Here is a 25547-nt window from a genome sequence, read left to right as displayed (position 1 = left end):
CCGCCCGCCTAATCCCCCACATCCGTTCAGCCTGAGCGAAGTCGAAGGCCAAGGGATTCCCTCGCCGCAAAGCGCGGAGCGTGCACTTCGACTTCGCTCAGTGCGAACGGAGGGTCGGGATTGTGGCGCGCCGAAACAGGCTCTGGGAAGCCGCCCCTTCCGAACCGCGCATCCCCGCGCTACCCAGACCCATCGTTTCAGGAGACGCTGCCCCCATGATCGCCATCCGCGCCGCCCGCCCCGATGACGCCGCCGCCATCGCCGCCATCTATGCGCCGCACGTCCTGGCGGGCGTCGTCTCCTTCGAGACCCAGGCCCCCGACGCCGACACGATGCGCGCGCGGATGGAGGGGGCGGGCGGCCTCTATCCCTGGATCGTCGCGACGCTGGCCGACGAAGAGGGCCGTGAAGACGCCGTGATCGGCTATGCCTATGCCGCGCGCTTCCGCGAGCGCGAGGCCTATCGCTGGGTGGTGGAGACGACCATCTATGTCGCCGACGTGTCGCAGCGCTCGGGCATCGGGCGGCTGCTCTACGAGGCGCTGGTCGACACGCTGACCGCGCAAGGCTTCACCCAGGCGATGGGCGTGATCGCGCTGCCCAATGACGGCTCAATCAAGCTGCACGAAGCGGTCGGCTTCCGCCGCGCGGGCGTCTTCCGCGAGGTCGGCCACAAGCATGGCCGCTGGATCGACGTGGGTTACTGGCAGCGCGAACTCGCCGAACCCGCCGCCCATCCGGCCGAACCGAAGCGCTTCGCCGATGTCGGCGTGGTCCGCGATCCGGTGGCGGCGAAGCATCGCTGACAACACAAATTGCGCCACCACCTTGGCGATATTATAAGACAACTTATTTCTGCAGTTAACGCGGAACATTATATGAATTTTAAATTTTGCCTTGCCCTTATTGCCGCTCTATTTTTTATGTGGGGATTCTACGCAGATTATAGCGTGCAGATAGCGCAATTCTTTGCAGGTAACCATGTTAACGACATTAGCAAGGCTGGGGCGTGGGGTGACACATTCGGCGCCTTTAACGGTTTCGTATCGTTGGCCGGCGCCTTATTTATAATTAGGACGCTAATCCTTCAGCAGGAATCTCTGAAGGAGCAGCAAAAATCTTTGGAAACACAGATCAAGGAAAATCACAAACAGAGATTTGAGTCTACTTTTTTCGAACTCCTTAAACTTCTTCGCGAGGTAAGAAACGAACTATCATTTCGACACTCGGCAGAATATATAAAGCTTGCTCCAACAGAGAATAGAAAAATACTACTAAGCCAGAGAAAAATTGGCGTAGATGCGTTAACTTATTTCTTAACAGAATTGATGAGTAATGTAAAAGCGGAAGTCGGCAGCCTAAACGCCGCATCTCGCGAAGATTTTTCGCGAATCTATGACTCCACTATGAAGCACTCTACGGAAAAAACATTTTCCCCGTACTTTCGCTTGATATACACAATTTTGAAAAAAGTCAGCTCCGACAATATATTAAATAATGATGAAAAGAATGCATACGCAAGATTACTTAGATCACAGCTAACCAATGTGGAGTTGGTTGCAATTGCTTATAATGCGCTATCCCCAAGGTCAGCAGACCTAGAGGCACTCGTTACAGAGTGTCGCTTATTTAAATACATGCCCGCGTCCCCGGGTCGGAGCCGTATTGAACGGCTTTTTGACGCCCTCGCCTTCCAGCCCCGCGATTAGAGACCAAAGCCAGTTTCGATACCCCTACCTCCTATACATTCCGCCCTCTCGGCCCCCCACCATACCAATCTAAGGCTTGGCTTTGCGCGCCCGCTTTGGCTAACGCCGTGGAGGAAGCCCCACCCGGGCACGCGCAAGGAAGGAACAGGCATCATGGCTGCCGACTGGTCGACGATCGAATCGCTCCCGCAGACCCCGCTTCTCGATCTTTTCGCGAATGATCCCAACCGGCTGGCGTCGCTCAGCCTGGATGTGGCGGGCATCCATTTCGACTGGTCGAAGACGCATCTGACGCGCGAAGCCGTCGCCGCCTTCGCCGATCTCGCCAAGGCTAAGGGGCTGGCCGCCAAGCGCGATGCGCTGTTCGGCGGCGAAGTCGTCAACGTCACCGAGGGCCGCGCGGTCGAGCACACCGCCGAGCGTGGCGAGGGCAAGGCCGAAAGCGTCGCCGTGGCGCGCCAGTCGCACGCCCGGATGCGCGCGCTGATCGACGCGATCGAGGCGGAGGCGCTCGGGCCGATCCGCCATGTCCTGCACATCGGCATCGGTGGTTCGGCGCTCGGCCCAGACCTGCTGGTCGACGCGCTGGGCCGCGACAGCGACCGCTATGACGTGGCGATCGTGTCCAACGTCGACGGCGTCGCGCTGGAGGAGGTGTTCAAGCGCTTCGACCCCGCCGCCACGTTGCTGGTCGTCGCGTCGAAGACCTTCACCACGACCGAGACGATGCTGAACGCCACCTCGGCGCTCCAGTGGATGACCGAGAGCGGTGTCGAGGACCCCTATGGCCGCGTCATCGCGCTGACCGCCAATCCCGAAAAGGCCGTCGAATGGGGCGTGGACGAAACCCGCATCCTGCCCTTCGCCGAGTCGGTCGGCGGCCGCTATTCGCTCTGGTCGACCATCGGCTTCCCCGCCGCGCTGGGCCTGGGCTGGGACGCGTTCGAGGAACTGCTGGAGGGCGCGGCCGAGATGGACCGCCATTTCCGCCTGACCGATCTGGCGCAGAACGCGCCTGCGCTCGCCGCCTTTGCCGACCTGTACTACACCCAAGTCCGCCATGCCGAAACGCGCGCGCCCTTCGCCTATGACGAGCGTCTGCGCCTTCTCCCCTCCTATCTCCAGCAGCTGGAGATGGAGTCGAACGGCAAGGGCGTGACCGTCGACGGCCAGCCAGTCGGCCGCCCGACCGCCGCGATCACCTGGGGCGGCGTCGGAACCGACGCGCAGCATGCGGTGTTCCAGCTGCTCCACCAGGGCACGCACCTCGTCCCCGTCGAGTTCATCGCGGTGATCGAGCCGGGCGACGTGCTGAGCGACGACCATCACCGCCAGCTGCTGCTCAACGCGTTCGCGCAAGGAGCGGCGCTGATGAAGGGGAAGAAAACCGACGACCCCGCGCGCAGCTATTCGGGCGATCGTCCGTCCTCGACCATCCTGCTCGACACGCTCGACCCGCGCACGCTGGGCGCGCTGATCGCCTTCTACGAGCACCGCGTGTTCGTGAACGGCGTGCTGCTGGGCATCAACAGCTTCGACCAGTTCGGCGTCGAGCTGGGCAAGGAAATGGCCAAGGCGGCGGACCAGGGCGGCCAGGAGTTCGACCCCTCGACCGAGGACCTGATCAAGCGGGCTTTTGGCTGACCCGATCCTCCCCGCTCGCGGGGAGGGGACCAGCGAAGCTGGTGGAGGGGGCGTGCCGCGAGGAACGACCTTTGCGGAAGCCCCCCTCCGTCAGCGCTTCGCGCCGCCACCTCCCCGTGCCGGGGAGGATTTGAAATATCGATCACTGTCAGGGGGACACTGAACTTGGCTCGGTGTCCCCCGTTGTGCTTTTAGGCGGGTCTGCCGCCCCAATCCCCCGGAGAAACCGTTCCCATGGCTGACTATGACTATGACCTGTTCGTCATCGGGGCGGGCTCTGGCGGTACGCGCGCGTCGCGGGTCGCGGCGGCGCATGGCGCGCGCGTGGCGGTGGCCGAGGAGTACCGGGTCGGCGGCACGTGCGTCATCCGCGGCTGCGTGCCGAAGAAGCTGCTCGTCTACGGCGCGCATTTCGCCGAGGACCTGAAGGACGCGCGCCGCTTCGGCTGGCAGGTGCCGAGCGAGTGCGAATTCTCATGGACGACCCTGCGCGACAATGTCTTGTCGGAGGTCGACCGGCTGAACGGCGCCTATAAGAAGACGCTGGAGAGCCACAATGTCGAGATCATTGGCCAGCGCGCCGTCGTCACCGGCCCGCACAGCATCCGCCTGGCCGATGGGACCGAGAAGACCGCCGACAAGATCCTGATCGCGGTCGGCGCGCATCCGGCCGTCCCCTCCTGCCCCGGCCATGAGCATGGCATCACCTCGAACGAGGCGTTCCATCTCGATTCAATTCCCAAGCGTGTCCTGATCGCGGGCGCGGGCTATATCGCCAACGAGTTTGCGGGCGTGTTCCACCAGTTCGGCGCGCACGTTACCCTCATCAACCGCAGCAAGGACATCCTTCGCGGATACGACCTGACGATCCGCGACCGGCTGCTCCAGATTTCGATGATGAAGGGGATCGAGTTCCGCTTCGACGCGACGTTCGAGGGGATCGAGAAGATGGACGATGGCTGCCTGAAGGTGTCCATGTCCAATCACGAGCCGATGATCGTCGACCTGGTGATGTTCGCGACCGGCCGCCTGCCCAACACCCACGGCCTGGGGCTGGAGACGGCGGGCGTCGAGCTGGACGATCACGGCGCGGTCAAGGTGGACGACGAGAATCGCTCGACCTGCCCCAGCATCTATGCGGTCGGCGACGTGACCAACCGGGTCCAGTTGACCCCCGTCGCGATCCGCGAGGGACAGGCCTTTGCCGACACGGTGTTCGGCGCCAAGCCGACCCGCGTCGATTACGACTGCATCCCCGCCGCCGTGTTCAGCCATCCGCCGATGGCGGGCGTCGGCATGACCGAGGCGCAGGCGCGCCAGACGCTGGGATCGGTGCAGGTCTATACCTCCGACTTTCGCCCGATGAAGAATGTGCTGGCAGGCCGCGAGGAGCGCGCGCTCTACAAGATGGTGTGCGACGGCGACACCGGCCGCGTCGTCGGGCTGCACATGATCGGCCCCGATGTGCCCGAAATCCTCCAGGCCGCCGCGATCGCGGTGAAGGCGGGGCTGACCAAGGCGCAGTTCGACGCCACCGTCGCGCTGCACCCGACCATGTCGGAAGAACTGGTCCTGATGCGCTGACGCCGGGCACGCCCCCCCGGTGTCTCACCGGGGGGCGAACATGACCGTTTTGCAATGATTTGTATATCGCGTGTAAAGTTATCGCGATTTAACAGAGCCTTCCAGCCAAGTCGTTAAGGCAGCGCGATAAAGGCAAGTGAGATGAGTGGAACTGGTATGAGTGAGCAGCGTGTGACCTTCGAACAGGTGATCGCCTATGCGCAGGCCGCGATGGACGGCGCCGATGCGCTGAACCAGCCGCTGGCGGGCAATCACATCGCCGCCGGACTGGAGATATTGCGCGCCGCGCACCAGCGTGCCGGAGAGGCCCCGACGGCATGATCCTTCAGGCCACCTCGTCGCCCTTCCCGTCGTCCAGCGCAGTGGCGCGTCGATGCGCCGGGCGATCCCGGAGGCGACCGATATAGGCCATGATCGCGTCGGTCTTGGGAATCAGCCCGAACTGGGTGAACCACATCAGCTGCGATCCCAGATAGACGTCCGCCGCCGTAAAGCGCTCTCCCGCGATATAGGGATGCTCCGCCACTGCCGCGTCGATCACGCCCACGGCCCGGTCGAAATCGCCATAGCCCGCCATACGCTGTTGTTCGGTCGTCGGGGTCACGCCCAGCGCCCGGTTGGTGATCGCCGCCTCCAACGGCCCCGCCGCGAAGAACAGCCAGCGATAATAACGCGCCTGCTCCTGCGGAAGCGGTGCCAGCTCGGCATCGGGAAAAACTTCGGCCAGATAGGCACAGATCGCCGCCGTCTCCGTCACCACCTGCCCCAGATGCACGATGGCCGGTACCTTCATCATCGGATTGATCGCGCGATAGCCGGGCGCGATCATCGTCGTCCCGTAATCCAGCACGACCGTTTCATAGGTCGCCCCGGTTTCCTCCAGCATCCAGCGCGCGATGCGACCACGCGACTGGGGGTTGGTGTACAGCGTCAGGTCGGCGGTCATCGGGGGCTCCGTGGGCAATGGCGGAAATGGGCTCAGGCGCGGTCGAGATGGCGGTGCAGAAAAGCGATCGTCCGTGCCCAGGCCTGGGTCGCCGCCGCCGCGTTATAGCGTTCGGCCGAGCTATCATTGTTGAAGGCATGGTCGACGCCCGGATAGGTGAACGCCTCGACCGAACGCCCTGCCGCCTTCAGCGCCGCGACCCAGGGCTCGCCGGTTGCGTTCACCCGCGCATCCTTGCCCGCATAATGGAGCATCAGGGGCGACCGGACCCTGACCGCCTCGCCGGGGTTCGGCGCCGGCCCGTAATAGGCCACGCCCGCCGAAAGCGCCGGGCCCGCCGCCACCGCCAGCCGATTGACGAACGCCCCGCCCCAGCAGAAACCGACCGCACCGACCCGGCCGGTCCCCGCCTTTTCGGCGGCGGCATGGGCCATCATCGCCCGCGCCTGGGCGAGCGCCAGATCATAATCCAGCGTCCCGATCAGCGTGCGCGCGCGGTCCTCATCGGCTGGCGTGCCGCCTTGCGGAGCAAGCAGATCGGGGGCGATGGCGTGGAAACCCGCCAGCGCCACGCGCCGCGCGACATCCTCGATATGCGGGGTCAGCCCCCGATTCTCGTGGATGACCAGCACCGTGCCGAGCCGCTTCTTCATGCCCTTGGGACTAGCCAGATACGCCGCCGAGCGGGCACCGGCCTCCATTCCCTCATGGCGATCGATGCGCAGCCGGGCGTCATGCGGGTCGGTCAACGCCGCGGCAGCCGGGCTGGCGGATATGCCGAGGATCAGCGCCTCTGCGGCGGCGACCGATCCGGCGAGCGCGGTCATCTGGCGAAGCAGGGTACGGCGGTCGTGATGCTCGTGGGTGAAGGCATCATAGATCCGGACGGCGCGGTCGCGCAGCGAATCGGTTGGGGGGATATCAGTCATGCGGGCATCCTCCACTGATGGTCGTGGGTTCGGCATGGTGCCGGATATCTTCGTCACGACCCTGCCGACGAACATAGTCGGATGCGACGCCATGGGATAGCTTGCATCGAACCGATGGGGGCTGACGATATGATGACAATCTTCGCATGGGCCTTGTTACAGGCGCAGACGGTTCCGCCCGCAGAACCGCCCCCACCCCCACCGCTGCACGGCAGCGGCAGGCCCATGACCTGCCCGGTCGGCGGGGAGGCCTTTTCCGCATGGCAGGTGACCATGTATTCCACTTATGGCGAGCGGCCCGACGGGCGGCCCTTCAGCTATATGCCCTTCCCCTTCCCCCTGCCCGAATGCCCCGGCAATCACCTGGTGGTGTTCAATGATTTTTCCGATGCGGAACAGGCGGCGTTGGCGACGCTGATCGCTTCGCCCGACTATGCCAAGCTGGTCGCGGATGGCGAAGGACAGCATTACCGCGCTTCCTGGCTTGCGACGCGGTTGGGTCGGCCGGAAGGGGATGCACTGGGGTGGTTGCACCAGGCCTTATGGGCCACGACGCCGGGGGCCAATGATGGCCCCGACGATCCCGCCAATGCGGCACGACGCCAGCGCTACGCGCGGGAATTCGTCGCGCGCGTCCACGCCCTGCCCGCCGAAACCAGTGTCGCGGATCGACTCTGGCTGACCGCGCGGGCGGCCAACCAGCTGCGCCAGTTGAGCGATTTTGCCGGTGCGGAGGCGATGCGCAAGGCGGCGCTGCCGCTGGTCGGCCAGCACGGTACCGACAAGAACTGGAGCGTCTATCTGGACAAGCTGGGACGGGTCATCGCCCGCCGCGATGCGTCCCCCGAACCGCTCGACATGATCCCGTCGGAGGTGGCCGCGGATCGTTGCCATCGGTCGGATATCAAGCCGCTCAGCCGGGCCGATCGTCGCCTGTGCGCCGCTGCCATCAAGGAAGAACGCGCTGCGAATTAGAGCATGATGACATGAGACTAACTCACCCCTCCCCTTCAGGGCAGGGGCTCTCCTTGGTTCAACGCAACGTCATCACCGTCTAGAACTGATCGGGCAAGCCGAGCCGACGAGACACGTCACGCCAAACCCCGGCCTTGAAAGGCGACCCCGGACACGCCGATCCCCCCTTAACAAAAAGGCCGCCCCTTTGCAGGGACGGCCTTTCCTGTCGGCTTTTGGAACCCATTACGCTCCGAGCGGACTGGGCGACCCAAACGGTCCCGCGCCCCGACGGGTCTTGGGGATCGACGTCCCCGCCTTGGCGATCGGGGTGGTCTTTTGCTTGGGATCGTCGCGGCCGATATCGTCGCCCGCGATCAGCTTCTTGATCTCGTCACCCGACAGCGTCTCATATTCGAGCAGCGCCCCGGCCAGCAGGTGGAGCTGGTCGACATGCTCGGTCAGGACGTGCTTGGCACGATGCAGGCCACCCTCGACGATCGACTTGATCTCGTCATCGATCAGCTGTGCGGTCTGGTTGGACATGCGCACCGGCTGGCTGGACGAATAGCCCAGGAAGCTCTCGCCCTCCGGCTGGGCATATTCGACCGGGCCGACCTTGTCCGACATGCCCCACTTCGTGACCATGTCGCGCGCCAGACCCGTGGCGTACTGGATATCGCCGCTCGCGCCGCTCGACACCTTGTCATAGCCGAAGATGATCTCTTCGGCGACGCGCCCGCCCATGGCGACCGCCAGGTTCGCGTACATCTTGTCACGGTGATAGCTGTACGAGTCGCGCTCCGGCAGGCGCATCACCATGCCCAGCGCACGGCCGCGCGGGATGATCGTCGCCTTGTGGATCGGATCCGACGCCGGTTCGTGCAGCGCGATGATCGCATGGCCCGCCTCGTGATAAGCGGTCATGCGCTTCTCGTCCTCGGTCATGACCATCGAGCGGCGTTCCGCGCCCATCATGACCTTGTCCTTGGCTTCCTCGAACTCGGCGCTGGCGACCAGGCGCTTGCCCTTGCGCGCGGCCATCAGCGCGGCCTCGTTGACCAGGTTCGCCAGATCCGCGCCCGAGAAGCCCGGCGTGCCGCGCGCGATGACGCGGGCGTCGACGTCGGGAGCCAGCGGCACCTTCTTCATATGGACTTCGAGGATCTTCACGCGGCCGTCGATATCCGGGCGCGGCACCACGACCTGACGGTCGAAGCGGCCGGGACGCAGCAGCGCGGGGTCGAGCACGTCGGGGCGGTTGGTCGCGGCGATGATGATGATGCCCTCATTGGCCTCGAAACCATCCATCTCGACCAGCAGCTGGTTCAGCGTCTGCTCGCGCTCGTCATTGCCGTTGCCCAGGCCTGCACCGCGATGGCGGCCGACCGCGTCGATTTCGTCGATGAAGACGATGCAAGGGGCCGACTTCTTGGCCTGTTCGAACATGTCGCGCACGCGGGATGCGCCGACGCCGACGAACATTTCGACGAAGTCCGAACCCGAAATGGTGAAGAAGGGCACGCCCGCCTCACCCGCAATCGCGCGGGCGAGCAGCGTCTTGCCCGTACCCGGCGAGCCGACCAGCAGCGCGCCCTTCGGGATCTTGCCGCCGAGGCGTGCGAACTTCGACGGGTCCTTCAGAAACTCGACGATTTCCTGCAGCTCCTCGCGCGCTTCGTCGATGCCGGCCACATCGTCGAAGGTCACCTTGCCTTCCTTCTGGGTCAGCATGCGCGCGCGGCTCTTGCCGAAGCCCATCGCGCCGCTGGCCCCGCCGCCCTTCTGCATCTGGCGCAGCACGAAGAAGGCTATGCCGATGAACAGCAGGAAGGGCAGCGAATTATAGAGCATCAGCATCCAGATGGACGGCCCTTCCTCGGTCTTCGCCGTGAAGGTCACGCCCTTTTCGCGCAGGCGCGGGATCAGCTGCGAATCGGGAACCGGGGTGGTGCGGAACTTCTCGCCCGACGACAGCTGGCCGGTGATCGAATCGCGCGAGATCGTCGCGGTCTTCACCGTGCCCTCGTCCACCTTGTCCAGGAAGGTGGAATATTCGATCTGATTGCCGCTCTGCGCCGACGAGCCTGCGCCCGACAGGCTGACGAACAGGGCGAGCGCCATCAGGATGCCCACCCAGATCAACAGGCTCTTCATCCAGGGGTTGCCGCCCCCATTGGGATCGGGGCTCTGCTGCTTGTCGTTGTCGTTCATCGGTGCCGGATACCTTTCGGTGTCCAAGATAGGCATGACGAGGTTAATGGCAATGGAACAAGACCGATCATTGTGATCGTCGGCTAAGGCAATCCTCCCCGGCACGAGGACGTGTCAGGCCGAAGGTCTGACGGAAGGGGGCTTCCTCAAAGTGCGTCGCTGGTGGCGCTCCCCCTCCACCATGCTTCGCATGGTCCCCCTCCCCGTACCGGGGAGGATCAGCCTGTCTTCCTCGGCGGGGCGGGGCGGAAACGCCAGACGCCGGAGCGGACGCTGGCGATCACCCCGGCCTGGGTCGCGCGGCTGCCATGTGCCAGCGATTCGAGCAGTTTTTCGATATTGCTCCCCTCACTCCAGGCGGGGGCTTCGATCCCGGCAGCGGCGCGCACCGTGCCGATCGCCCGGCGCGCCAGCCGCCGCCCCAGTTCGCGCGGCAGGTCGGCCGCCTGGATACGGACATTATCGCCATCGATCTGCGCCCGCTCCTGCCACAGCCAGTCGACCGTCGCGCGCAGATCGGTATCCGCCTCGGCCAGCTGCGCCGCCGCCCGCGCCAGCTGCGCGACGCCCAGCCACTCATGCCCGTCGAGCAACTGGCGGAAGCGCGTGCGGTCATGGCGCGGATCGTGATTGGCCGGATCGTCGACGAACGGTGCTTCGGCCCGGCGCACGATCTGGCGCAGCTCGGCGCGACGCCAGTCGAGCAGCGGACGCAGCACGACCATATCGGCGATCACCGTCCGGGCCCGCACGCCTGACAGGCCCGACAGCCCCGCCCCCCGCGCCGCGCGCATCAGGAAGGTCTCGGCCTGGTCGTCGGCATGATGCGCGGTCAGGATCGCGGCCGCCCCGATCGCACCGGCATGGTCAGCGAGCAGCGCGTATCGTGCCTCGCGCGCCTGGGACTGGATGCTTGCCCCGGCGATCGGAATGTCGGGGCGCAGGCAGTGATGCGGGACGCCCAGCGTCGCGCAATGATCTGCGACCATCCGCACTTCGTCGGCGGCCTCGGCGCGAAGGCCATGGTCGACCGTCGCCACCGCAACACGCCCCGGAAAGGCAGCCACCGCCAGCGTCAACATCGCCATGCTGTCCGGCCCGCCGGATACCGCCAGCAATAGGGGAGCCGCATCGGCATGGAGATCGTGAAGAAGCGTCAGATCGGCGGCGAAGCGCGCAATCTGATCGACGGCCGTGGCATCGGTGGCCATGATGCTCTCAAAACTGGTCAGGGATGCGCGCCCTCTGGCCCTTCCGCCGTACCAGTGCAAGGGGTTTCGTGGCTGTGCTCGCTTCTCGGCTAGAGTGGAATCGCCTGAGATGGAGCCCCCCTCCCCTTCAGGGGAGGGGCCGGGGGGTGGGGCGTATCAACGGGCGCGGCGCTCGTGGAAAGGCCCCACCCCAACCCCTCCCCTGAAGGGGAGGGGCTTGCGTCGATTCAAGGCAGTGTCATCCTCCCCTCAAAGGGGATGAGCAGGATTTACTGGCACTTCGCCGCACTGCGGCCGCTGGCGATCTGGCCCTTCATCGCCGCGGACAGCTTGGCGCCATAGACGTCGCTGAGTTCGTCATAGACCTTGCAGGCATCGGCGGGCTTGTTGAGCTTGGTCAGCGCCTGGCCGAGATAGAGCAGACTGTCGGGCGCGCGCTCGCCGTCCGGAAATTTCTTGTAATTCTCATAGAAGGCCATCGACGCCAGGCTGGGCTTGCCGGAATCCAGATAGCTGCGCCCCAGGAGGTTCTGCGCGAAGCTCGCGCGACGGCTCTTGGGATAATCGGCGACCATCTTCTTCAGCGCGGCCTCCGCTTCCGGATAGCGCTTGGCCTGCCACAGGCGATAGCCATAGAGATACGCGTCTTCCGCCGGATCGCCGGTCGAGGGTTTGTCGACCGCCGCCGGAGTCGCCGTCGCGGTGTCACCGGTGACGACCGAGGGGGCCGCCGGGGTCTTGGTCGGACGTGTCGATCCGGTCGCGGCGGGCGCTGGCGTGTCGAGCGGCGCGCTCTGGCCCGCAGGTGCGATCGGCGCGGGGCCGGACTCCAGCGCCTTCAGCCGCGCCTCGGTGGCGCGCTTATAGGCGTCGAACTGATCCTGAAGCTGGCGGGTGCGATAGCCATTCTGCTCGATCTGGCCGGTCAGCCCGGCCATCTGCTCTTCCAGCGAGGTCACGCGCGAGGTCAGGTCGGACAGCGCGCTGGAGGCGGGCACGCCCGGCGCCTGCGTCTGGGTCTGCGGCGCAGTGATCTCGGGCTGGACATAGCCGCCCGCGCCGTTCGGGAAGACCTTGCGCTGGACGGCGCGCATTTCGCTTTCCAGCTTGCCGACCCGGCCCTCGACATTGGATTGGGCGGTGGCGGCGGTCGGCAGGATCATCACGGCCGCGACCCCGGCCAGCAACAGGTTACGCATCGGTCTCACCCCCCGGTGGGCTGGTTATGAAAGGGACAGGGCAACCCTGCCCTGCCCCGGCTGTCTCCAGCCTTAAGATTCCGCTTCTTACAAATCCGCCGGTGCCGTGGTGGCAGGCGAAGGCGACGGTGCAGGCGTTGGGGCATTGCCGCCCGCCTCGCTGCTGGCGCCCGTCGTCGTGCGACGCTGGGGCCGCTCGCGCAGCGGGGTGCGGACGGTGGGCGCGGGCGTGGCGGCCGGCACCGGAGCCCCCGACAGCCGCGCGCCGATCGCCTGCGGGTCGATCCGCACGTCCTTGATCGCGCGCGATCCGTCACCCAGCGGCGGGATCGGCTTGCCGTCCAGCGTCACCGTCAGCTTGTCGGGGCGGCCGACATTGAGCAACGGTCCCTTGGCGGTGGCGGGCACCTCATAGCTTTCGCCCGGCTTCAGCGTGCCCATCTTCAGCGTGACATTGTCGGCGTCATAGACACGCAGCCAGACATCGCCATTGGCGGTCAGCACGACCTTGCCCGCCGTCACCGGCGTCGGGCTGGGCGCAGGCGTGGGAGCGGGCGCCGCGCTGTTGGCCAGCGGCGTCGCGCTGGGCACTTCCTGCGCGGTGCGGTCGCGGCGGAACAGGTCGGTGCCGTACCACAGCCCGGCGATGACCAGCAGGGCCAGCGCGATCCCAAGACCGACGATGGCCAGCCCGCGCGACGGCACCCGCGACGGGTCGACGATGTCCTGCGGGACATATTCGTTCACGCGGCGGCCCAGCTTGTCGACATCGGCGCGCACCGCCTGCGCGATCGCGACCTCGTCGGCGCCGACCGCACGGGCATAGGCCTTGGCGAAGCCGACCGCATAGGTGGCCGACGGCAGGCTCTGATAATCGGATGCCTCGATCGCCGCGAGGTGACGACTGGGGATGCGCGTGCGCGCACCGATATCGCCCAGCGATAGCCCCTGCGCCTCACGCGCCATGCGCAGGACGTCACCGGCGCGGGCAGGTGCCGCTGGTGCGGCATCGTGGCCGGGATTGACCTCGTCCATTCTCAACTCCGAAGCGACCATGGCCCACCCCATGATCGCGGTCGTTCTTTCAGACGGTTGGGATCAAGTCAACGCGAACACCTGACCTGGATCAGGCCAATTCCACACCGTTCGTCGCAGCCCAGGCACCAAGCGCCCCGCGCATGTCACGCACCGGATGCGCGAGCAGCCGTGCCATCTCGGCGGTGATCGCGTCTCGGTCGAGCGAGCGGATCATTGCCTTGACCGGGCCGACCGCCGCCGGGGTGATCGACAGCCGGTCGATGCCGAGACCAATCAGCGCCATCGCCTCTAGAGGCCGTCCGCCCATCTCGCCGCACACGCCGACCGGCACCCCCGCTGCGCGCGCCGGATCGACCACCCGGCGCAGGAAGCGCAGGATGGACGGGCTGAGCCAGTCGTACCGCTCGGCCAGCTTGGGATTGGCGCGATCGGCGGCGAACAGGAACTGGGTCAGGTCGTTGGTGCCGATCGACAGGAAATCGACATTGGGCAGGATCAGGTCGAGCTGTTCGGCGAGCGCAGGCACCTCCAGCATCGCGCCATAGCGGACATCGAGCGGCAGGCGACGACCCCGCGAGCCCAGCCAGGCCCGCTGCGCCTCGAACAGCGCCTTGGCCTCGTCGAACTCCCAGGCCTCCGACACCATGGGGAACATGACGTGGAGCGTGCGCCCCGACCCTGCCTCGATCAACGCGCGCGCCTGCGCCTTCATCAGCCCGTCGCGCTCCAGCGCCAGCCGTAGCGCGCGCCAGCCCATGGCCGGGTTCTCTTCGTCCCCCGGATCGGTGTTCAGGTAAGGCAGCGCCTTGTCCCCGCCGATATCGATGGTGCGGAACACGACCGGACGATCGCCCGCCGCCTCCATCACGTCGCGGTACAGCCGCTGCTGCCGCTCGCGCTGCGGCAGGGTGGCGGAGACCAGGAACTGGAACTCGGTGCGGAACAGGCCGATGCCGTCCGCGCCCGTCGTGTCGAGCGCGGCGGCGTCGTCGCGAAGCCCGGCATTGACCATCAGGGTGACGCGGTGGCCGTCCTTGGTCACCGGCGGCACGTCGCGCAACGCCGCAAAGGCCGCGCGCCGCTTCTGCCGAAGTTCGAGCTTGGCGTCGAACGCCTCCTCCATCGCGGCGGTCGGACGGACCAGCACGCTGCCCTCCGACACATCGAGCAGCAACTGGTCGCCGTCCGCGATCTGGCGGCGCACATCGCTGACCCGGCCCAGCACCGGCACGCCCATGGCGCGCGCGACGATGATGACATGCGCGGTCAGCGACCCTTCCTCCAGGATCACGCCCTTCAGCCGCCGCCGGTCATATTCCAGCAGCTCGGCCGGACCCAGGTTGCGCGCGATCAGGATCGTGTCCTGACGCAGGCCCAGCTGCGCCGCCGTGCCCATCTGGCCCGATACGATGCGCAGCAGCCGGTTGGACAGGTCCTCCAGGTCGTGCATCCGGTCGGCGAGCAACGGATCGTCGATCTGGCGCATCCGCTGGCGCGTGCGCTGCTGCACCCGCTCGATTGCGGCCTCGGCGGTCAGGCCGCTGTCGATCGCCTCGTTGATGCGGCGCGCCCAGCCCTCGTCATAGGCGAACATCTTGTAGGTCTCGATGACCTCGACATGTTCGCCCGCGACGCCGAACTCGGCCTCGCGCGCCATGCGGTCGATCTGTTCGCGCATTTTGTCGAACGCGGCATAGACCCGGCGGCGCTCGGCATCGATATCCTCGGCGACCGTATGTTCGACGACGATTCGCGGCTGGTGATAAACGGCAAAGCCGCTGCCCATGCCCTCGACCAGTTTCTGGCCCGACAGCCGGATCGTCGCGGTCATCTGCGGCCGCGTGCCCGCCGCCCCCGCCGCGTCGATCAGCCCGGCATTGGCGATCAGCTCGGACAGGACCATCGCGACGGTCTGCAGCGCCTCGATCTCGACATCGGCATATTTGCGCGGTTCGCTGTGCTGCACCGCCAGCACGCCCACCGCCCGCTCGCGCCGGATGATCGGCACGCCCGCAAAGCTGTGGAAACGATCCTCGCCCGTCTCGGGCTTATAGGCGAAGTCGGGATGGCTGGCGGCCTCATCGAGGTTCAGCACCTCGACATCCTCGGCGATCGTGCCGACCAGCCCCTCGCCCAGCGCCAGCTTGGTGACGTGCACCGCCTCCTCGGCCAGGCCGCGCGTCGCGAACAGCTCCAGCACCCCTTCGCGCAGGAGGTAGATCGAACAGACCTCGCTCCCGATCGCCTCGCCGATGATCTGGACCACCTGGTTCAGCTTGGCTTGGGCGGGGGTGCGCGACGCCATGACGTCGTGCAGACGAACGAGGATCTCGCGGGCGGATGCGGCGGCCGAAACGGGCATGGGGATAGGGCTAACAGACGGAGTGCGGCGGTGTCATGCGCTAATATCGCACGCGCGTGCCTTTTGATCGCGGCGGCGCCCCGCCGACCGGGACGGCGGCGAAATCAGCATCCGCCCGCCAAGGCCGTGCGGTCGATCTCCGCCACCGACCGCACGCCGGTCAGCGTCATCGCCACCCTCATCTCGGCGGCAACCAGGCGGAGCAGATTGGCGACACCCGCCTCCCCGTCCGCCGCCAGCGCATAGATGAACGCGCGGCCCAGCATCACCGCATCCGCACCCAGCGCCAGCATCCGCACCACGTCCAGCCCCGAGCGCACGCCCGAATCCGCCAACAGCTTCAGCTCGCCCGCCACCGCATCGGCGATGCGGGGCAGCGCGCGGGCGGTGGAGGACACGCCGTCCAGCTGTCGCCCGCCATGGTTGGACACCACGATCCCGTTCGCGCCGAAGCGCACCGCGTCGCGCGCATCCTCGGGGTCCAGGATACCCTTGATGACGATGGCGCCCTTCCAGACATCGCGGATCCACTCCAGGTCGCGCCACGCGATCGAGGGGTCGAAGTTCGCACCCAGCCACCCGATATAATCCTCCAGCGCGGTCGGCTTGCCGCGATAGGCCGAGATATTGCCCAGGTCATGCGGCCGTCCGCGCAGTCCCACATCCCAGGCCCAGCGCGGATGCGTCGCCGCCTGCACCATCCGACGGAACGCCGCATTCGGCCCCGACATGCCCGAATGCGCATCGCGATAGCGCGAACCCGGCACCGGCATGTCGACGGTGAAGACCAGGGTCGTCACCCCCGCCGCCTGCGCCCGCTCCAACGCATCGCGCATGAAGCCCCGGTCCTTCAGCACATAAAGCTGGAACCAGATCGGCGCGGAGGACGCCGCCTGCACCTCCTGGATCGCGCAGACCGAGACGGTCGAAAGCGTAAAGGGCACCCGCGCCGTCGCCGCCGCCCGCGCCGCCTGCACCTCGCCCCGCCTGGCATACATGCCGGTCAGCCCGACCGGCGCCAGCACCACCGGCATGGCGAGCGGGGTGCCGAACAGCTCGGTCTCCAGGCTGAGATCCGCGACGTTGCGCAGCACCCGCTGGCGCAACGCGATCCCGGCCAGATCGTCGACATTGCAGCGCAGCGTATGCTCGGCATTCGCGCCGCCATCGATATAATGGAACAGGAAGGGCGGCAGGCGACGCCGCGCGGCCTCCCGATAGTCGGTGGGGGCGGAAATAATCATCGTAAAAACACCTTCCGGCAACCTTTTGCCAAAGCCTTGGTGCGCCGCCTGGCCATCAACGCCACACCCTCGCCACGCCGCTTCGGGAATAACGGCGGCGTCTCGGCCGCCGCCATGGGCTCATCCCTGCTTGGCCGGGAGTGTAAGTTCGAGCGTGCATTGAATGACCGTGCCGCTCGTCGCCTGCCGCACGACCACACCAGCCGGGGCGGATACGACCGTCTGGACATCGTCGCGCGCAACGAGCAGTCGAAGCGGCGGTTCGCCCGGAGCATCGATCACGAAGCCGCCGCGCTCCGTCGGGCTGGCCGCCACGCCGAACTTCTGCCCGATACACGTCGCAAGCGGCTCGGGCCCGACCTGCGTCAGGACCAGCACATTGCCATCATCATGATGGCCCGCCCGTTCCAGGGCACAGGCGCCGGTGAGCAGGACAGGTACGAGCGCGAGCAGGCGAAGCGTTGTCATACACCCGTCCCTATCGCCACGGTCAGGACAGCGTCGAGCCGAATTGCCATCATGACCGATTTTTCAGCAATGACCGCGTGTCGGCACTACCGGGTTCGCTACCACGGCAGCACGCCCAAAAGGGCCACACGACATTTTGAGCTGGCGCACCCGACAGGATTCGAACCTGTGGCCTCTGCCTTCGGAGGGCAGCGCTCTATCCAGCTGAGCTACGGGTGCGTAGGCTGGCCGGTTAGCATCGCCCGCCACCCTGCGCCAGCCCTTTTTATGCCGCCACCGCTTTTCCGGCCTTGGCAGCGGGCGCAGGCGTCTTGGGGCGATAGGCGCAAAGATCCTCGACCGGGCAGCGCCAGCATTCGGGGCGCCTGGCCTTGCAGATATAACGGCCGTGCAGGATCAGCCAGTGGTGCGCATGCAGCCGGAACGGCGCGGGCGTCGCCTTGTCCAGCTTCAGCTCGACCGCCAGCACCGTCTTGCCCTTGGCCAGGCCGGTGCGGTTGCAGACGCGGAAGATATGGGTGTCGACCGCGAAGGTCTCGTGCCCGAAGGCGGTGTTGAGCACGACATTGGCGGTCTTGCGACCGACACCGGGCAACCGCTCCAGCGCGGCGCGATCCTCGGGCACCTCGCCGCCATGATCGTCGACCAGCATCTGCGACAGCGCGATGACGTTCTTGGCCTTGGTGTTGAACAGGCCGATCGTCTTGATGTGGGCTCTGAGCCCTTCCTCACCCAGGTCGAGCATCTTTTGCGGCGTATCGACCTCGGCGAACAGGGCGCGCGTCGCCTTGTTCACCCCCACATCGGTCGCTTGCGCCGACAGCGCGACGGCGACGACCAGCGTATAGGGGTTGCGATATTCCAGCTCGGTCTCGGGGTGCGGGTTCGCCTCCGCCAGCCGGTGGTAGAATTCGACGATATCGGCCTTCTTCACGGGCGTTACAGACCCAGCACGTCGCCCATGCGATAGCGCCCCGGCGCCTGCCCCGCGAGCCAAAGCGCCGCGCGCACCGCGCCGCGCGCGAAGATCGTGCGGTCCTGCGCGAAATGGCCGAGCGTCACCCGCTCGCCCTCGCCCGCGAAGATCACCTCATGGTCGCCGATCACCGAGCCACCGCGCAAAGCCGCCAGGCCGATCGTCCCCTCGGTACGCGCGCCGACCAGCCCGGCGCGCCCGTCAACGCGCAGCTCGGACAACGGATGCCCCCGCCCGGCCGCCGCCGCCTCGCCCAGCAGCAGCGCGGTGCCGGAAGGCGCATCGACCTTGTGCCGGTGGTGCATCTCGGTGATCTCGATATCCCAGTCGCTGCCCAGCCGCGCCGCCGCCTCGCGCACCAGATTGGCGAGCAAGGTGATGCCGAGCGAGGTGTTGCCGGTCTGGAGCACCGCGATGTCGGCGGCGGCGGCGTCGATCGCGGCGTGCTGCGCCGGGGAAAGGCCGGTGGTGCCGATCACGATGGGGGTCCGCGCCGCCCGCGCCGCCGCCAGATGCACGTCGAGCGCGCCGGCGATCGAGAAGTCGACCAGCACGTCGGCCGACTTGGCCAGCGCATCGGGATCGTCGCGCGAGTCGCACCCGCCCGCCAGCGTCGCACCCTCGCCCTCGATCAGGTCCGCGATGGCGCGGCCCATGCGCCCGGCGCTACCGTAGATACCGATGGCGGTCATGCGGGGGTTCCGGTGGCGAAGCGGGAGAAGATCGTCATGCGGCGTTCCTTGGCACAGGTCCGGGCGAAGGGAAACCGACGGTTAGCCACGGCGGAAAGGATCGGCGATCATTGGCATTGCGGATCGCATAATTTTTTATTGCCAACCCCGCTGCCGAGCCGATGATCCGTGATGAAGAGCGGCCACTGCCCAGTTTGGCGACGGGGACGAACAACGTTGCATAGCGCGACAAGGATACTGATGATCGCAGTGCTGCCCCTGCCACTCATCGCTTGTGGGAAACGCGAAATGTCCCCGACACCGGAACAATTCCATTCCGAGCAGCAGCAATCCACCTACGGGCCCACGAGTGATTGGCGGCTCTCCAATGCGACGTGGTCCCGTTCTACTCAAAAAATGCGCGATCGGGCCTATCTGTTTTGCTGGCAAAAGCGGCGTGGTGATCCACTATGCCCGCCGTCGCAGGATTTCGCACTCATCCTCGCCAATCATGCCGACAGCAATGCACACGCTGCCGTCCGGGGTGAAGGGCGCGGCATCCCTTTTTTCGATGCGATCCGTCAGCGTCCCGATGCTTACATCGCCGCCCGGCAACACTGCATGATTATCTATCAAGATGGAGGAGCGGCCGATGCCCGGAGCTTGGGACCATGTCTCACCAACGCCGGCGGCAGCGATTACTTCGGGATCGTGCCTGTACCATGAAAGGCACTCAGGAAAATCTACCGCCCTAATGCCAAAAATCGTACCAAGAGTAGCATCTGATCGGTCACTGTGCTGAAAACTTCCACATTTATATCGTTCGTGCTGGATAGCTCCGTTTCGGCAACACCAAGATCCCTGCTCCTGAATCATCACAACCCCCAACCTCGTCAGCCGAACCCAGTCACGGAATTGATCGGAAATATTGGCGAAGCAATTTACGACGTCAGGAATGGGAAAGTTGCGGCTGTACAGGCAACGCTGCCCAAGAAGATGAATGCTCCCAACATTCAATTAAAGGTCATTAAACTATGATAGCCATGCAGATCGCTCATATCATAGCCGATTATGTCGTGTTCCTCGACCTGACTAACGACGATAACCTCGATCCAGATATCGCGGTGAAGATGATGGAGGGCCTTGCAGGTCAACTCGAAGAACTGGATCGCGGATTTCTCCGTCAGCTTGTCGACGCATTTGCGGTCATTGCCGCCGATTATAGCGATGAAGCCCAACAGGTGGTGCGCGACATCCCGTACAGCTTCTATCTTGAAGAGGTACTTGCAGCAGACGATCCTGTAAGGATGGCAGAGTTGGATGCGATACGCGAAGCACGAGAATGATTGGGAAGAAGCAAAGCGAGAAACCGATGCGGATACGCGCCATCCACAACATCGTCATCCTCACCGGCGCAGGCATCTCGGCCGAGTCCGGCATCGCCACCTTCCGTGGCCCCGGTGGGCTGTGGGAGGGGCATCGGGTGGAGGATGTCTGCACGCCCGAGGCGCTCGCCGCCGACCCGGACCTAGTGCACCGCTTCTACGACCTGCGGCGGGCGGCGCTTGCCCGCGTCTCGCCCAATGCGGCGCATGAGGCTTTGGCGCGGCTGGACCGGGAATGGTCGGGCGAGTTGCTGATCGTCACGCAGAATGTCGATGACCTGCACGAGCGGGCGGGGGCCGCCCGGCTTCTCCACATGCATGGCGCGTTGAAGCAGGCCCTGTGCGCGGCGTGCGGGGCTCGGTTCGACTGGTCGGACGACCTGCCGCCGGGCACGCTCTGCCCCGCCTGTGTCGCGCCGCGCCTGCGGCCCGACATCGTGTTCTTCGGCGAGATTCCGTATCAGATGGAGCGAATTGAGGCAGCTTTGGCGCAGGCCGATCTGTTCGTGTCGATCGGCACCTCGGGCGCGGTCTATCCCGCCGCCGGGTTCGTACGGATGGCGAGCGCTTATGGTGCGGCGACGCTGGAGCTGAATCTCGAACGGTCGGAGGGGAGCGGCTGGTTCGACGAGAGCCGCCTCGGCCCGGCGAGCGATTTGGTGCCCCAATGGGTCGAGCAGATGCTCACCCAGTCACGGGAACGATGACCTCGCGGGCGCGCGGCGCGAGCCGCTCGACCGCCGGCGCCTGAAGCCCGCGCGCCGTCACCAGCACGCCGAAGGCGCGCGGATCGGGCTTGTTGAAGAGCAGCGGCTGGCCCAGCGCATCGGCGACCCCTGCCCCCGCCTCGGACGCGATCAGTGCGGCGGCGGCGATGTCCCACTCATTGCCCCAGCGCAGTGTGGCGACCAGATCGGCCTCGTCGGCGGCGACCATGGCGATGCGCAGCGCGATCGAATTGGGCTTGAACACCGCGACCAGATCGCGGTCGGCCTTGGGCAGCGCATCCACGGGCACGCGCGCGCCGGGCATCTGGTGGCAATAGCCCGCGCTCAGCGCGCTGCCGTTGCGGGTCGCGCCGTGGCCCGCCTGCGCCAGCCACAATTCGCCGCGCGCGGGGGCGGCCAGCACGCCGATCACCGGCACGCCGTCCTCGACCAGCGCGACCGACACCGCCCAGCCCTCGCGCCCCCGGATATAATCGCGCGTGCCATCGATGGGATCGACCACCCAGACGCGGCGCGCGGCCAGCCGGTCGGGCTTGTCCGCCGTCTCCTCCGATAGCCAGCCCGCATCGGGGATCAGCGCATGGAGCCGGGCATAGAGCATCCGGTCGACGTCCAGATCGACCTCGCACACCGGGCTGCCCGGCGTCTTTTCCCATTGCCGGAAATCGGTGCGCCAGCGGGCGAGCGCCATCGCCGCCGCCTCACGCGCCGCCGCCACGACGGCCGAAATCAAATCCGGTGGGATCAGCTTAGCTGCCGGCAACCGTCATTCCATCGATGCGCAGGGTCGGCACATTGACGCCGTAGCGGAATTCCAGATCATTGGCCGGGGTCATGCCGAGGAACATATCCTTCAGATTGCCTGCCACGGTGAACTCCGCAACCGGCTCGGCGATCCGTCCGTTCAGGATGCGAAAGCCCGCCGCGCCCCGGCTGTAATCGCCGGTGACGGGGTTCACCCCGCTGCCGATCAGTTCGGTGACATACACGCCGTCGGCAATGTCGGCGATCAGCGTCTCGACGGGCACACGGCCTGCCGCCATGAACAGATTGCTGGTCGACACGCCCGGCGCACCGGCGGTGCCGCGCGCGGCATGGCCGGTCGGCTCCAGCCCGAGCTGTCGGGCGGAGGCGGAATCGAGAAGCCAGGTTTCCAGAACCCCGTCCTCGACGATGGCGGTCGGCGACACCGCCAGCCCTTCGCCGTCAAAGGGGCGCGAGCGCAGGCCGTGGGGGCGGTGGGGATCGTCCTCGATGCGAATGCCCGCCGCCATGACCCGTTCGCCCAGCCGGTCGAGCAGGAAGCTGGTCCGCCGCGTGATCGCCGCACCCGCGATCGCCGAGACGAGATGCCCGACCAGCGACGATCCGACGCGCGGGTCATAGACGACCGGCATCGCGCCGCTGGCGAGTTTACCGGGGTTGAGGCGGGCCACCGTCCGCTCGCCCGCACGGGTCCCGATCGCCGCCGGGCTTTCCAGCAGGCGGCGCAGGCGCGCGCCGTGATGGGCATAGTCGCGCTGCATGTTGGCGCCCGCGCCCGCGACCACGCTGACCGACAGGCCGTATCCGGTCGCGGCATAGCCCGCCGCAAAGCCATGGCTGGTCGCCAGCGCCGATACGACGCGCGAGGCCGACGCGCCCGCCCCCTCCGAGTTGGTCACGCCCGCGACGGCGCGCGCGGCTTCCTCGGCCTCCAGCGCGGCGGCGCGCAACGCCTCGGGCGCGACTTCGCCGCCATCGTCCAGGTCGAGCATCGGCGGCGCGCCGTGCAGCAGGCGTTCCTCGGGGGCGAGGCCCGCCCAGCGATCCTCGGGCGCCTCGCGCGCCATGGCGACGGCACGCTCGACCGCAAGGGTCATCGCATCGCCCGACAGGTCCGAGGTCGAGACGCTGGCCGAACGCTGCCCGACGAAGACGCGCAGGCCCAATTCTTCGCTTTCCGAGCGGCCGACATCCTCCAGCGCGCCGAGGCGTACCGATACCTCCAGCGAAGCGTCGGCGGCAAAGACCGCGTCGGCGGCGTCGGCTCCGGCGGCACGGGCGCGGGCAACGATGTCGGCGGCCCGGTCGCGGGCCTGTTCGGGAGTCAGCATGGGTCAGGACTTAAGGACGCTTGGCCGGGGATGCCAGTCCCTCTCGTATCCCCGCACCGTCTTGGCCGTCCCCTCAGGCGACCAGGGCCAGGTGGGACCGCGCACCCCGAAGATCGGCGGTATCCAGCCGGAACTGCGCGACTTCGCTGGCCAGCACCTCGGCTTCGGCCGCGAGATGACGGGCGGCGGCAGTGGCCTGTTCCACCATCGCCGCATTTTGCTGGGTCGAACCGTCCATGTCGGCGACCGCGATGTTGACCTGTTGCAGGCCCGTCGCCTGCTGCTCGGCCGAGGATGCGATCTGTGACACGTGTGCGCTGATCTCGGCAATGCGCGCGGCGATCGCCTCCAGCATACGCCCGGTTTCGTTGACCAGACCGACGCCGATCCCGACCTGCGCGGTCGAGCTCTGAATGCGCTCCTTCACGTCGCGCGCCGCATCGGCAGAGCGCTGGGCGAGCGCACGCACTTCGGAGGCGACCACGGCAAAGCCCTTGCCCGCATCCCCGGCCCGCGCGGCCTCGACGCCCGCGTTCAGCGCGAGCAGGTTCGTCTGGAACGCGATGCCGTCGATCACCGAGATGATTTCGGAAATCTCGCTCGAGGATCGCTCGATCGCGCCCATCGCCTCGACCGCGCGACGGACAACCGTGCCCGACTCCTCGGTTTCCTGGCGCGCCGACACGACGATCGCGTTAACCCGGTTGGCGCCGCTGGCGGTCGCGCGCACGCCGCCCGTGACCTCGTCCATCGCCGCGGCGGTTTCCTCCAGGCTCGCGGCCTGCTGCTCGGTGCGTTGCGACAGGTCGTCGGAGGCGGCGCGGACCTCGGCGGCCCCGTTCCTCACCTGGCCCGCCGAGTGGGAGATGCGCTGAAGCGTCCGTGCCAGCCTTTCCATGCTGTCGTTGAACGAGCGGGCCAGCCCACGATATTCGTCGGGCAGATTGTCGCCGACCCTGTAGGCGACATTGCCCTCCCCCAGTTCGTGAAGCGCGGCGGCCAGTTCGCGCACGACGACCTCCTGCTTTTCGACATTGGTCACCTGCGCCTGCGCCGCGACGCGGAACACCTCGACCGCAGAGACCATCGTGCCGATCTCGTCCGCACGCTCGCGCCCGTCGAGCGTCAGGGCCAGGTCGCCGCCCGCCATCCGCCGCATCGCATCGGCCGTCGCGCCGATCGGACGCAGGACGCCGCGCAACAGATAGAATAGGCCGCCCGCCAGCAGCCCCCCGACGACCAGGCCGAGCACGACGAGGATCGCGATGGTCATGTGCAAGGAGGCGAGGCTCTCTTGGGTCACGCGCGCCTGCGCCTGGCCTGCGGCCTCGACCAGCGCGTCGATATTCCGCCGATGCGCGGCGTAGAGCGTGGACAGCCGGGCATAGCTGGCCTGCGCCGCCGCCCGGTCACCCCGTCGCAGGGCCGGGAGCATGGTGTCGTCGAGTTCGGTCCAGAACCCGTCGGCCTCGCGCGCGGCCTTGTCGATCAGCATTGACTTCAGCCCATCCTGAAGCTGGGACGCCTTCCATTTGGCGATGCTGGCCCGGAAATCCTTTTCCAGCCGCCCCAACGTCGCCTGCCGCTTGGTCAGCGTCGCGGGCTGCTCGACCAGCAGCGTCGCCTCCAGAAACGGTTCGATGATATAGGCGGGCGGCGGCAATATATCGGCCTGGAGATCGCTGATCCGCTGGTTGGAGGCCGCCAGCGGACCTCCGATCCGAATCGTGTTGATCTCGAATCCGGTCAGCGCCGCGCCCGTCACCAGAACGGCCATCACGACCATTCCACCGACGCGACATTTTTCGTTTATGTTCAAGCGATTATCCCCATGCTAACCTATGTTTAGCATGGAGGTGATAATTTATTCTTATTGGCAAAAAATCTTTCTACCTTTGCCGAAATCATCGGCATCTTTAGCCATCATGTCGCGCATCACCGCCCGCCGGCGCTGAACCCGACAGTGATCGGGGCGTTGGGACGCTATGGCTTCGCCTTCGCACCGCCAGCATCCCGGCCGTCATAAAGCGACGCTCCGCATATCCGCGGGGCGGGTATTCGACATCCGCGCCAAGGTTCATGTCACGAGTGACGGACTGCTCGCGATCGGCGGTTTCGTATCGTCGATCCTGCTGTCGACGGCGGTGCTCGTCGGTGTGGCGACCCGGCACCTGCCCCGCCGCGATTGA

The 25547-nt window shown here is 66.3% G+C and carries 24 protein-coding genes and 1 tRNA gene; 10 read left to right on the top strand and 15 right to left on the bottom strand.

Features of this window, described 5'->3' with window-relative positions; genetic code table 11:
* The first annotated feature begins 215 nt into the window (after positions 1-215).
* The 5 genes from AC1GI4_RS14250 (at position 216) to AC1GI4_RS14230 (ending at position 5258) form a co-directional block, all read left to right on the top strand.
* Entirely contained in the window at positions 216-806 is a 591-nt protein-coding gene (locus AC1GI4_RS14250) for an N-acetyltransferase family protein (protein ID WP_479629940.1), read from the top strand.
* Positions 807-878: 72 nt separating this feature from the next.
* Positions 879-1709, top strand: a complete 831-nt coding sequence (locus AC1GI4_RS14245) for a putative phage abortive infection protein (RefSeq protein WP_479629939.1) — start codon at positions 879-881, stop codon at positions 1707-1709.
* A 153-nt stretch (positions 1710-1862) separates the two neighbouring features.
* Positions 1863-3353: a glucose-6-phosphate isomerase gene (gene pgi, locus AC1GI4_RS14240; RefSeq protein ID WP_479629938.1), complete on the top strand. Its 1491-nt coding sequence runs from the start codon at positions 1863-1865 to the stop codon at positions 3351-3353.
* Positions 3354-3587: 234 nt separating this feature from the next.
* Positions 3588-4937: a glutathione-disulfide reductase gene (gene gorA, locus AC1GI4_RS14235; protein ID WP_479629937.1), complete on the top strand. Its 1350-nt coding sequence runs from the start codon at positions 3588-3590 to the stop codon at positions 4935-4937.
* A gap of 156 nt (positions 4938-5093) precedes the next feature.
* Complete coding sequence (locus tag AC1GI4_RS14230) at positions 5094-5258, top strand: hypothetical protein (RefSeq protein WP_433908752.1); 165 nt, start codon at positions 5094-5096, stop codon at positions 5256-5258.
* 4 nt (positions 5259-5262) lie between these two features.
* Here AC1GI4_RS14230 and AC1GI4_RS14225 read toward each other — a convergent pair whose 3' ends face one another.
* Together AC1GI4_RS14225 and AC1GI4_RS14220 are read right to left on the bottom strand one after the other, a co-directional pair.
* A complete protein-coding gene (locus tag AC1GI4_RS14225; RefSeq protein ID WP_479629936.1) occupies positions 5263-5883 on the bottom strand; it encodes a glutathione S-transferase family protein in 621 nt (206 codons plus the stop codon).
* A gap of 32 nt (positions 5884-5915) precedes the next feature.
* On the bottom strand, positions 5916-6812 hold the full coding sequence (locus AC1GI4_RS14220) for a dienelactone hydrolase family protein (RefSeq protein WP_479629935.1): 897 nt from the start codon (positions 6810-6812) through the stop codon (positions 5916-5918).
* 273 nt (positions 6813-7085) lie between these two features.
* On the opposite strand from AC1GI4_RS14220, the gene AC1GI4_RS14215 reads away from it, so the two are divergent.
* On the top strand, positions 7086-7787 hold the full coding sequence (locus AC1GI4_RS14215; RefSeq protein ID WP_479629934.1) for a hypothetical protein: 702 nt from the start codon (positions 7086-7088) through the stop codon (positions 7785-7787).
* Between the two features lie 225 nt (positions 7788-8012).
* On the opposite strand, the gene ftsH is transcribed toward AC1GI4_RS14215, so the two are convergent.
* The 10 genes from ftsH to dapB form a co-directional block, all read right to left on the bottom strand.
* Positions 8013-9980 (bottom strand): ATP-dependent zinc metalloprotease FtsH, encoded by a 1968-nt coding sequence (gene ftsH / locus AC1GI4_RS14210; protein ID WP_294271995.1) that lies wholly within the window; start codon positions 9978-9980, stop codon positions 8013-8015.
* A gap of 218 nt (positions 9981-10198) precedes the next feature.
* Positions 10199-11191 (bottom strand): tRNA lysidine(34) synthetase TilS, encoded by a 993-nt coding sequence (tilS, locus tag AC1GI4_RS14205; protein ID WP_479629933.1) that lies wholly within the window; start codon positions 11189-11191, stop codon positions 10199-10201.
* A 269-nt stretch (positions 11192-11460) separates the two neighbouring features.
* A complete protein-coding gene (locus AC1GI4_RS14200; RefSeq protein ID WP_479629932.1) occupies positions 11461-12390 on the bottom strand; it encodes a tetratricopeptide repeat protein in 930 nt (309 codons plus the stop codon).
* An 87-nt stretch (positions 12391-12477) separates the two neighbouring features.
* Positions 12478-13425 carry a helix-turn-helix domain-containing protein gene (locus tag AC1GI4_RS14195; protein ID WP_479629931.1) on the bottom strand — a complete coding sequence of 316 codons (948 nt, stop codon included), beginning with the start codon at positions 13423-13425 and terminating at the stop codon, positions 12478-12480.
* A 91-nt stretch (positions 13426-13516) separates the two neighbouring features.
* Positions 13517-15790 carry a phosphoenolpyruvate--protein phosphotransferase gene (ptsP, locus tag AC1GI4_RS14190; RefSeq protein WP_479629930.1) on the bottom strand — a complete coding sequence of 758 codons (2274 nt, stop codon included), beginning with the start codon at positions 15788-15790 and terminating at the stop codon, positions 13517-13519.
* 104 nt (positions 15791-15894) lie between these two features.
* Entirely contained in the window at positions 15895-17034 is a 1140-nt protein-coding gene (gene lldD, locus AC1GI4_RS14185; protein ID WP_294272666.1) for an FMN-dependent L-lactate dehydrogenase LldD, read from the bottom strand.
* A gap of 120 nt (positions 17035-17154) precedes the next feature.
* Complete coding sequence (locus tag AC1GI4_RS14180; RefSeq protein WP_479629929.1) at positions 17155-17502, bottom strand: hypothetical protein; 348 nt, start codon at positions 17500-17502, stop codon at positions 17155-17157.
* 142 nt (positions 17503-17644) lie between these two features.
* Positions 17645-17721, bottom strand: a tRNA-Arg gene (locus tag AC1GI4_RS14175).
* A 46-nt stretch (positions 17722-17767) separates the two neighbouring features.
* Complete coding sequence (nth, locus tag AC1GI4_RS14170; protein ID WP_433908798.1) at positions 17768-18436, bottom strand: endonuclease III; 669 nt, start codon at positions 18434-18436, stop codon at positions 17768-17770.
* 5 nt (positions 18437-18441) lie between these two features.
* Positions 18442-19170, bottom strand: coding sequence for a 4-hydroxy-tetrahydrodipicolinate reductase (gene dapB, locus AC1GI4_RS14165; RefSeq protein ID WP_479629928.1), 729 nt, complete (start codon positions 19168-19170; stop codon positions 18442-18444).
* A 240-nt stretch (positions 19171-19410) separates the two neighbouring features.
* Between dapB and AC1GI4_RS14160 the strand changes: the two genes are divergently transcribed.
* The 3 genes from AC1GI4_RS14160 (at position 19411) to AC1GI4_RS14150 (ending at position 21241) form a co-directional block, all read left to right on the top strand.
* Positions 19411-19875 (top strand): hypothetical protein, encoded by a 465-nt coding sequence (locus tag AC1GI4_RS14160; protein WP_479629927.1) that lies wholly within the window; start codon positions 19411-19413, stop codon positions 19873-19875.
* Between the two features lie 308 nt (positions 19876-20183).
* Positions 20184-20495 (top strand): hypothetical protein, encoded by a 312-nt coding sequence (locus AC1GI4_RS14155; RefSeq protein ID WP_479629926.1) that lies wholly within the window; start codon positions 20184-20186, stop codon positions 20493-20495.
* A 32-nt stretch (positions 20496-20527) separates the two neighbouring features.
* On the top strand, positions 20528-21241 hold the full coding sequence (locus AC1GI4_RS14150) for an NAD-dependent deacylase (RefSeq protein ID WP_479630418.1): 714 nt from the start codon (positions 20528-20530) through the stop codon (positions 21239-21241).
* Here the strand turns inward: AC1GI4_RS14150 and AC1GI4_RS14145 are convergent.
* The 3 genes from AC1GI4_RS14145 to AC1GI4_RS14135 form a co-directional block, all read right to left on the bottom strand.
* Positions 21219-22025 carry a 3'(2'),5'-bisphosphate nucleotidase CysQ gene (locus tag AC1GI4_RS14145; protein WP_479629925.1) on the bottom strand — a complete coding sequence of 269 codons (807 nt, stop codon included), beginning with the start codon at positions 22023-22025 and terminating at the stop codon, positions 21219-21221. The genes AC1GI4_RS14150 and AC1GI4_RS14145 overlap by 23 nt on opposite strands.
* Positions 22012-23358 carry a TldD/PmbA family protein gene (locus AC1GI4_RS14140; RefSeq protein ID WP_479629924.1) on the bottom strand — a complete coding sequence of 449 codons (1347 nt, stop codon included), beginning with the start codon at positions 23356-23358 and terminating at the stop codon, positions 22012-22014. Before AC1GI4_RS14140 ends, AC1GI4_RS14145 begins: the two co-directional genes overlap by 14 nt.
* 73 nt (positions 23359-23431) lie before the next feature.
* Positions 23432-25135, bottom strand: a complete 1704-nt coding sequence (locus tag AC1GI4_RS14135; protein WP_479630417.1) for a methyl-accepting chemotaxis protein — start codon at positions 25133-25135, stop codon at positions 23432-23434.
* Positions 25136-25343: 208 nt separating this feature from the next.
* On the opposite strand from AC1GI4_RS14135, the gene AC1GI4_RS14130 reads away from it, so the two are divergent.
* Positions 25344-25547 (top strand): hypothetical protein, encoded by a 204-nt coding sequence (locus AC1GI4_RS14130; protein ID WP_433908804.1) that lies wholly within the window; start codon positions 25344-25346, stop codon positions 25545-25547.

The sequence above is a fragment of the Sphingomonas sp. 77B genome (assembly GCF_056497825.1).
Note: the sequence above shows the minus strand (reverse complement) of the source record. Positions and strands in the feature narration are given on the sequence as shown.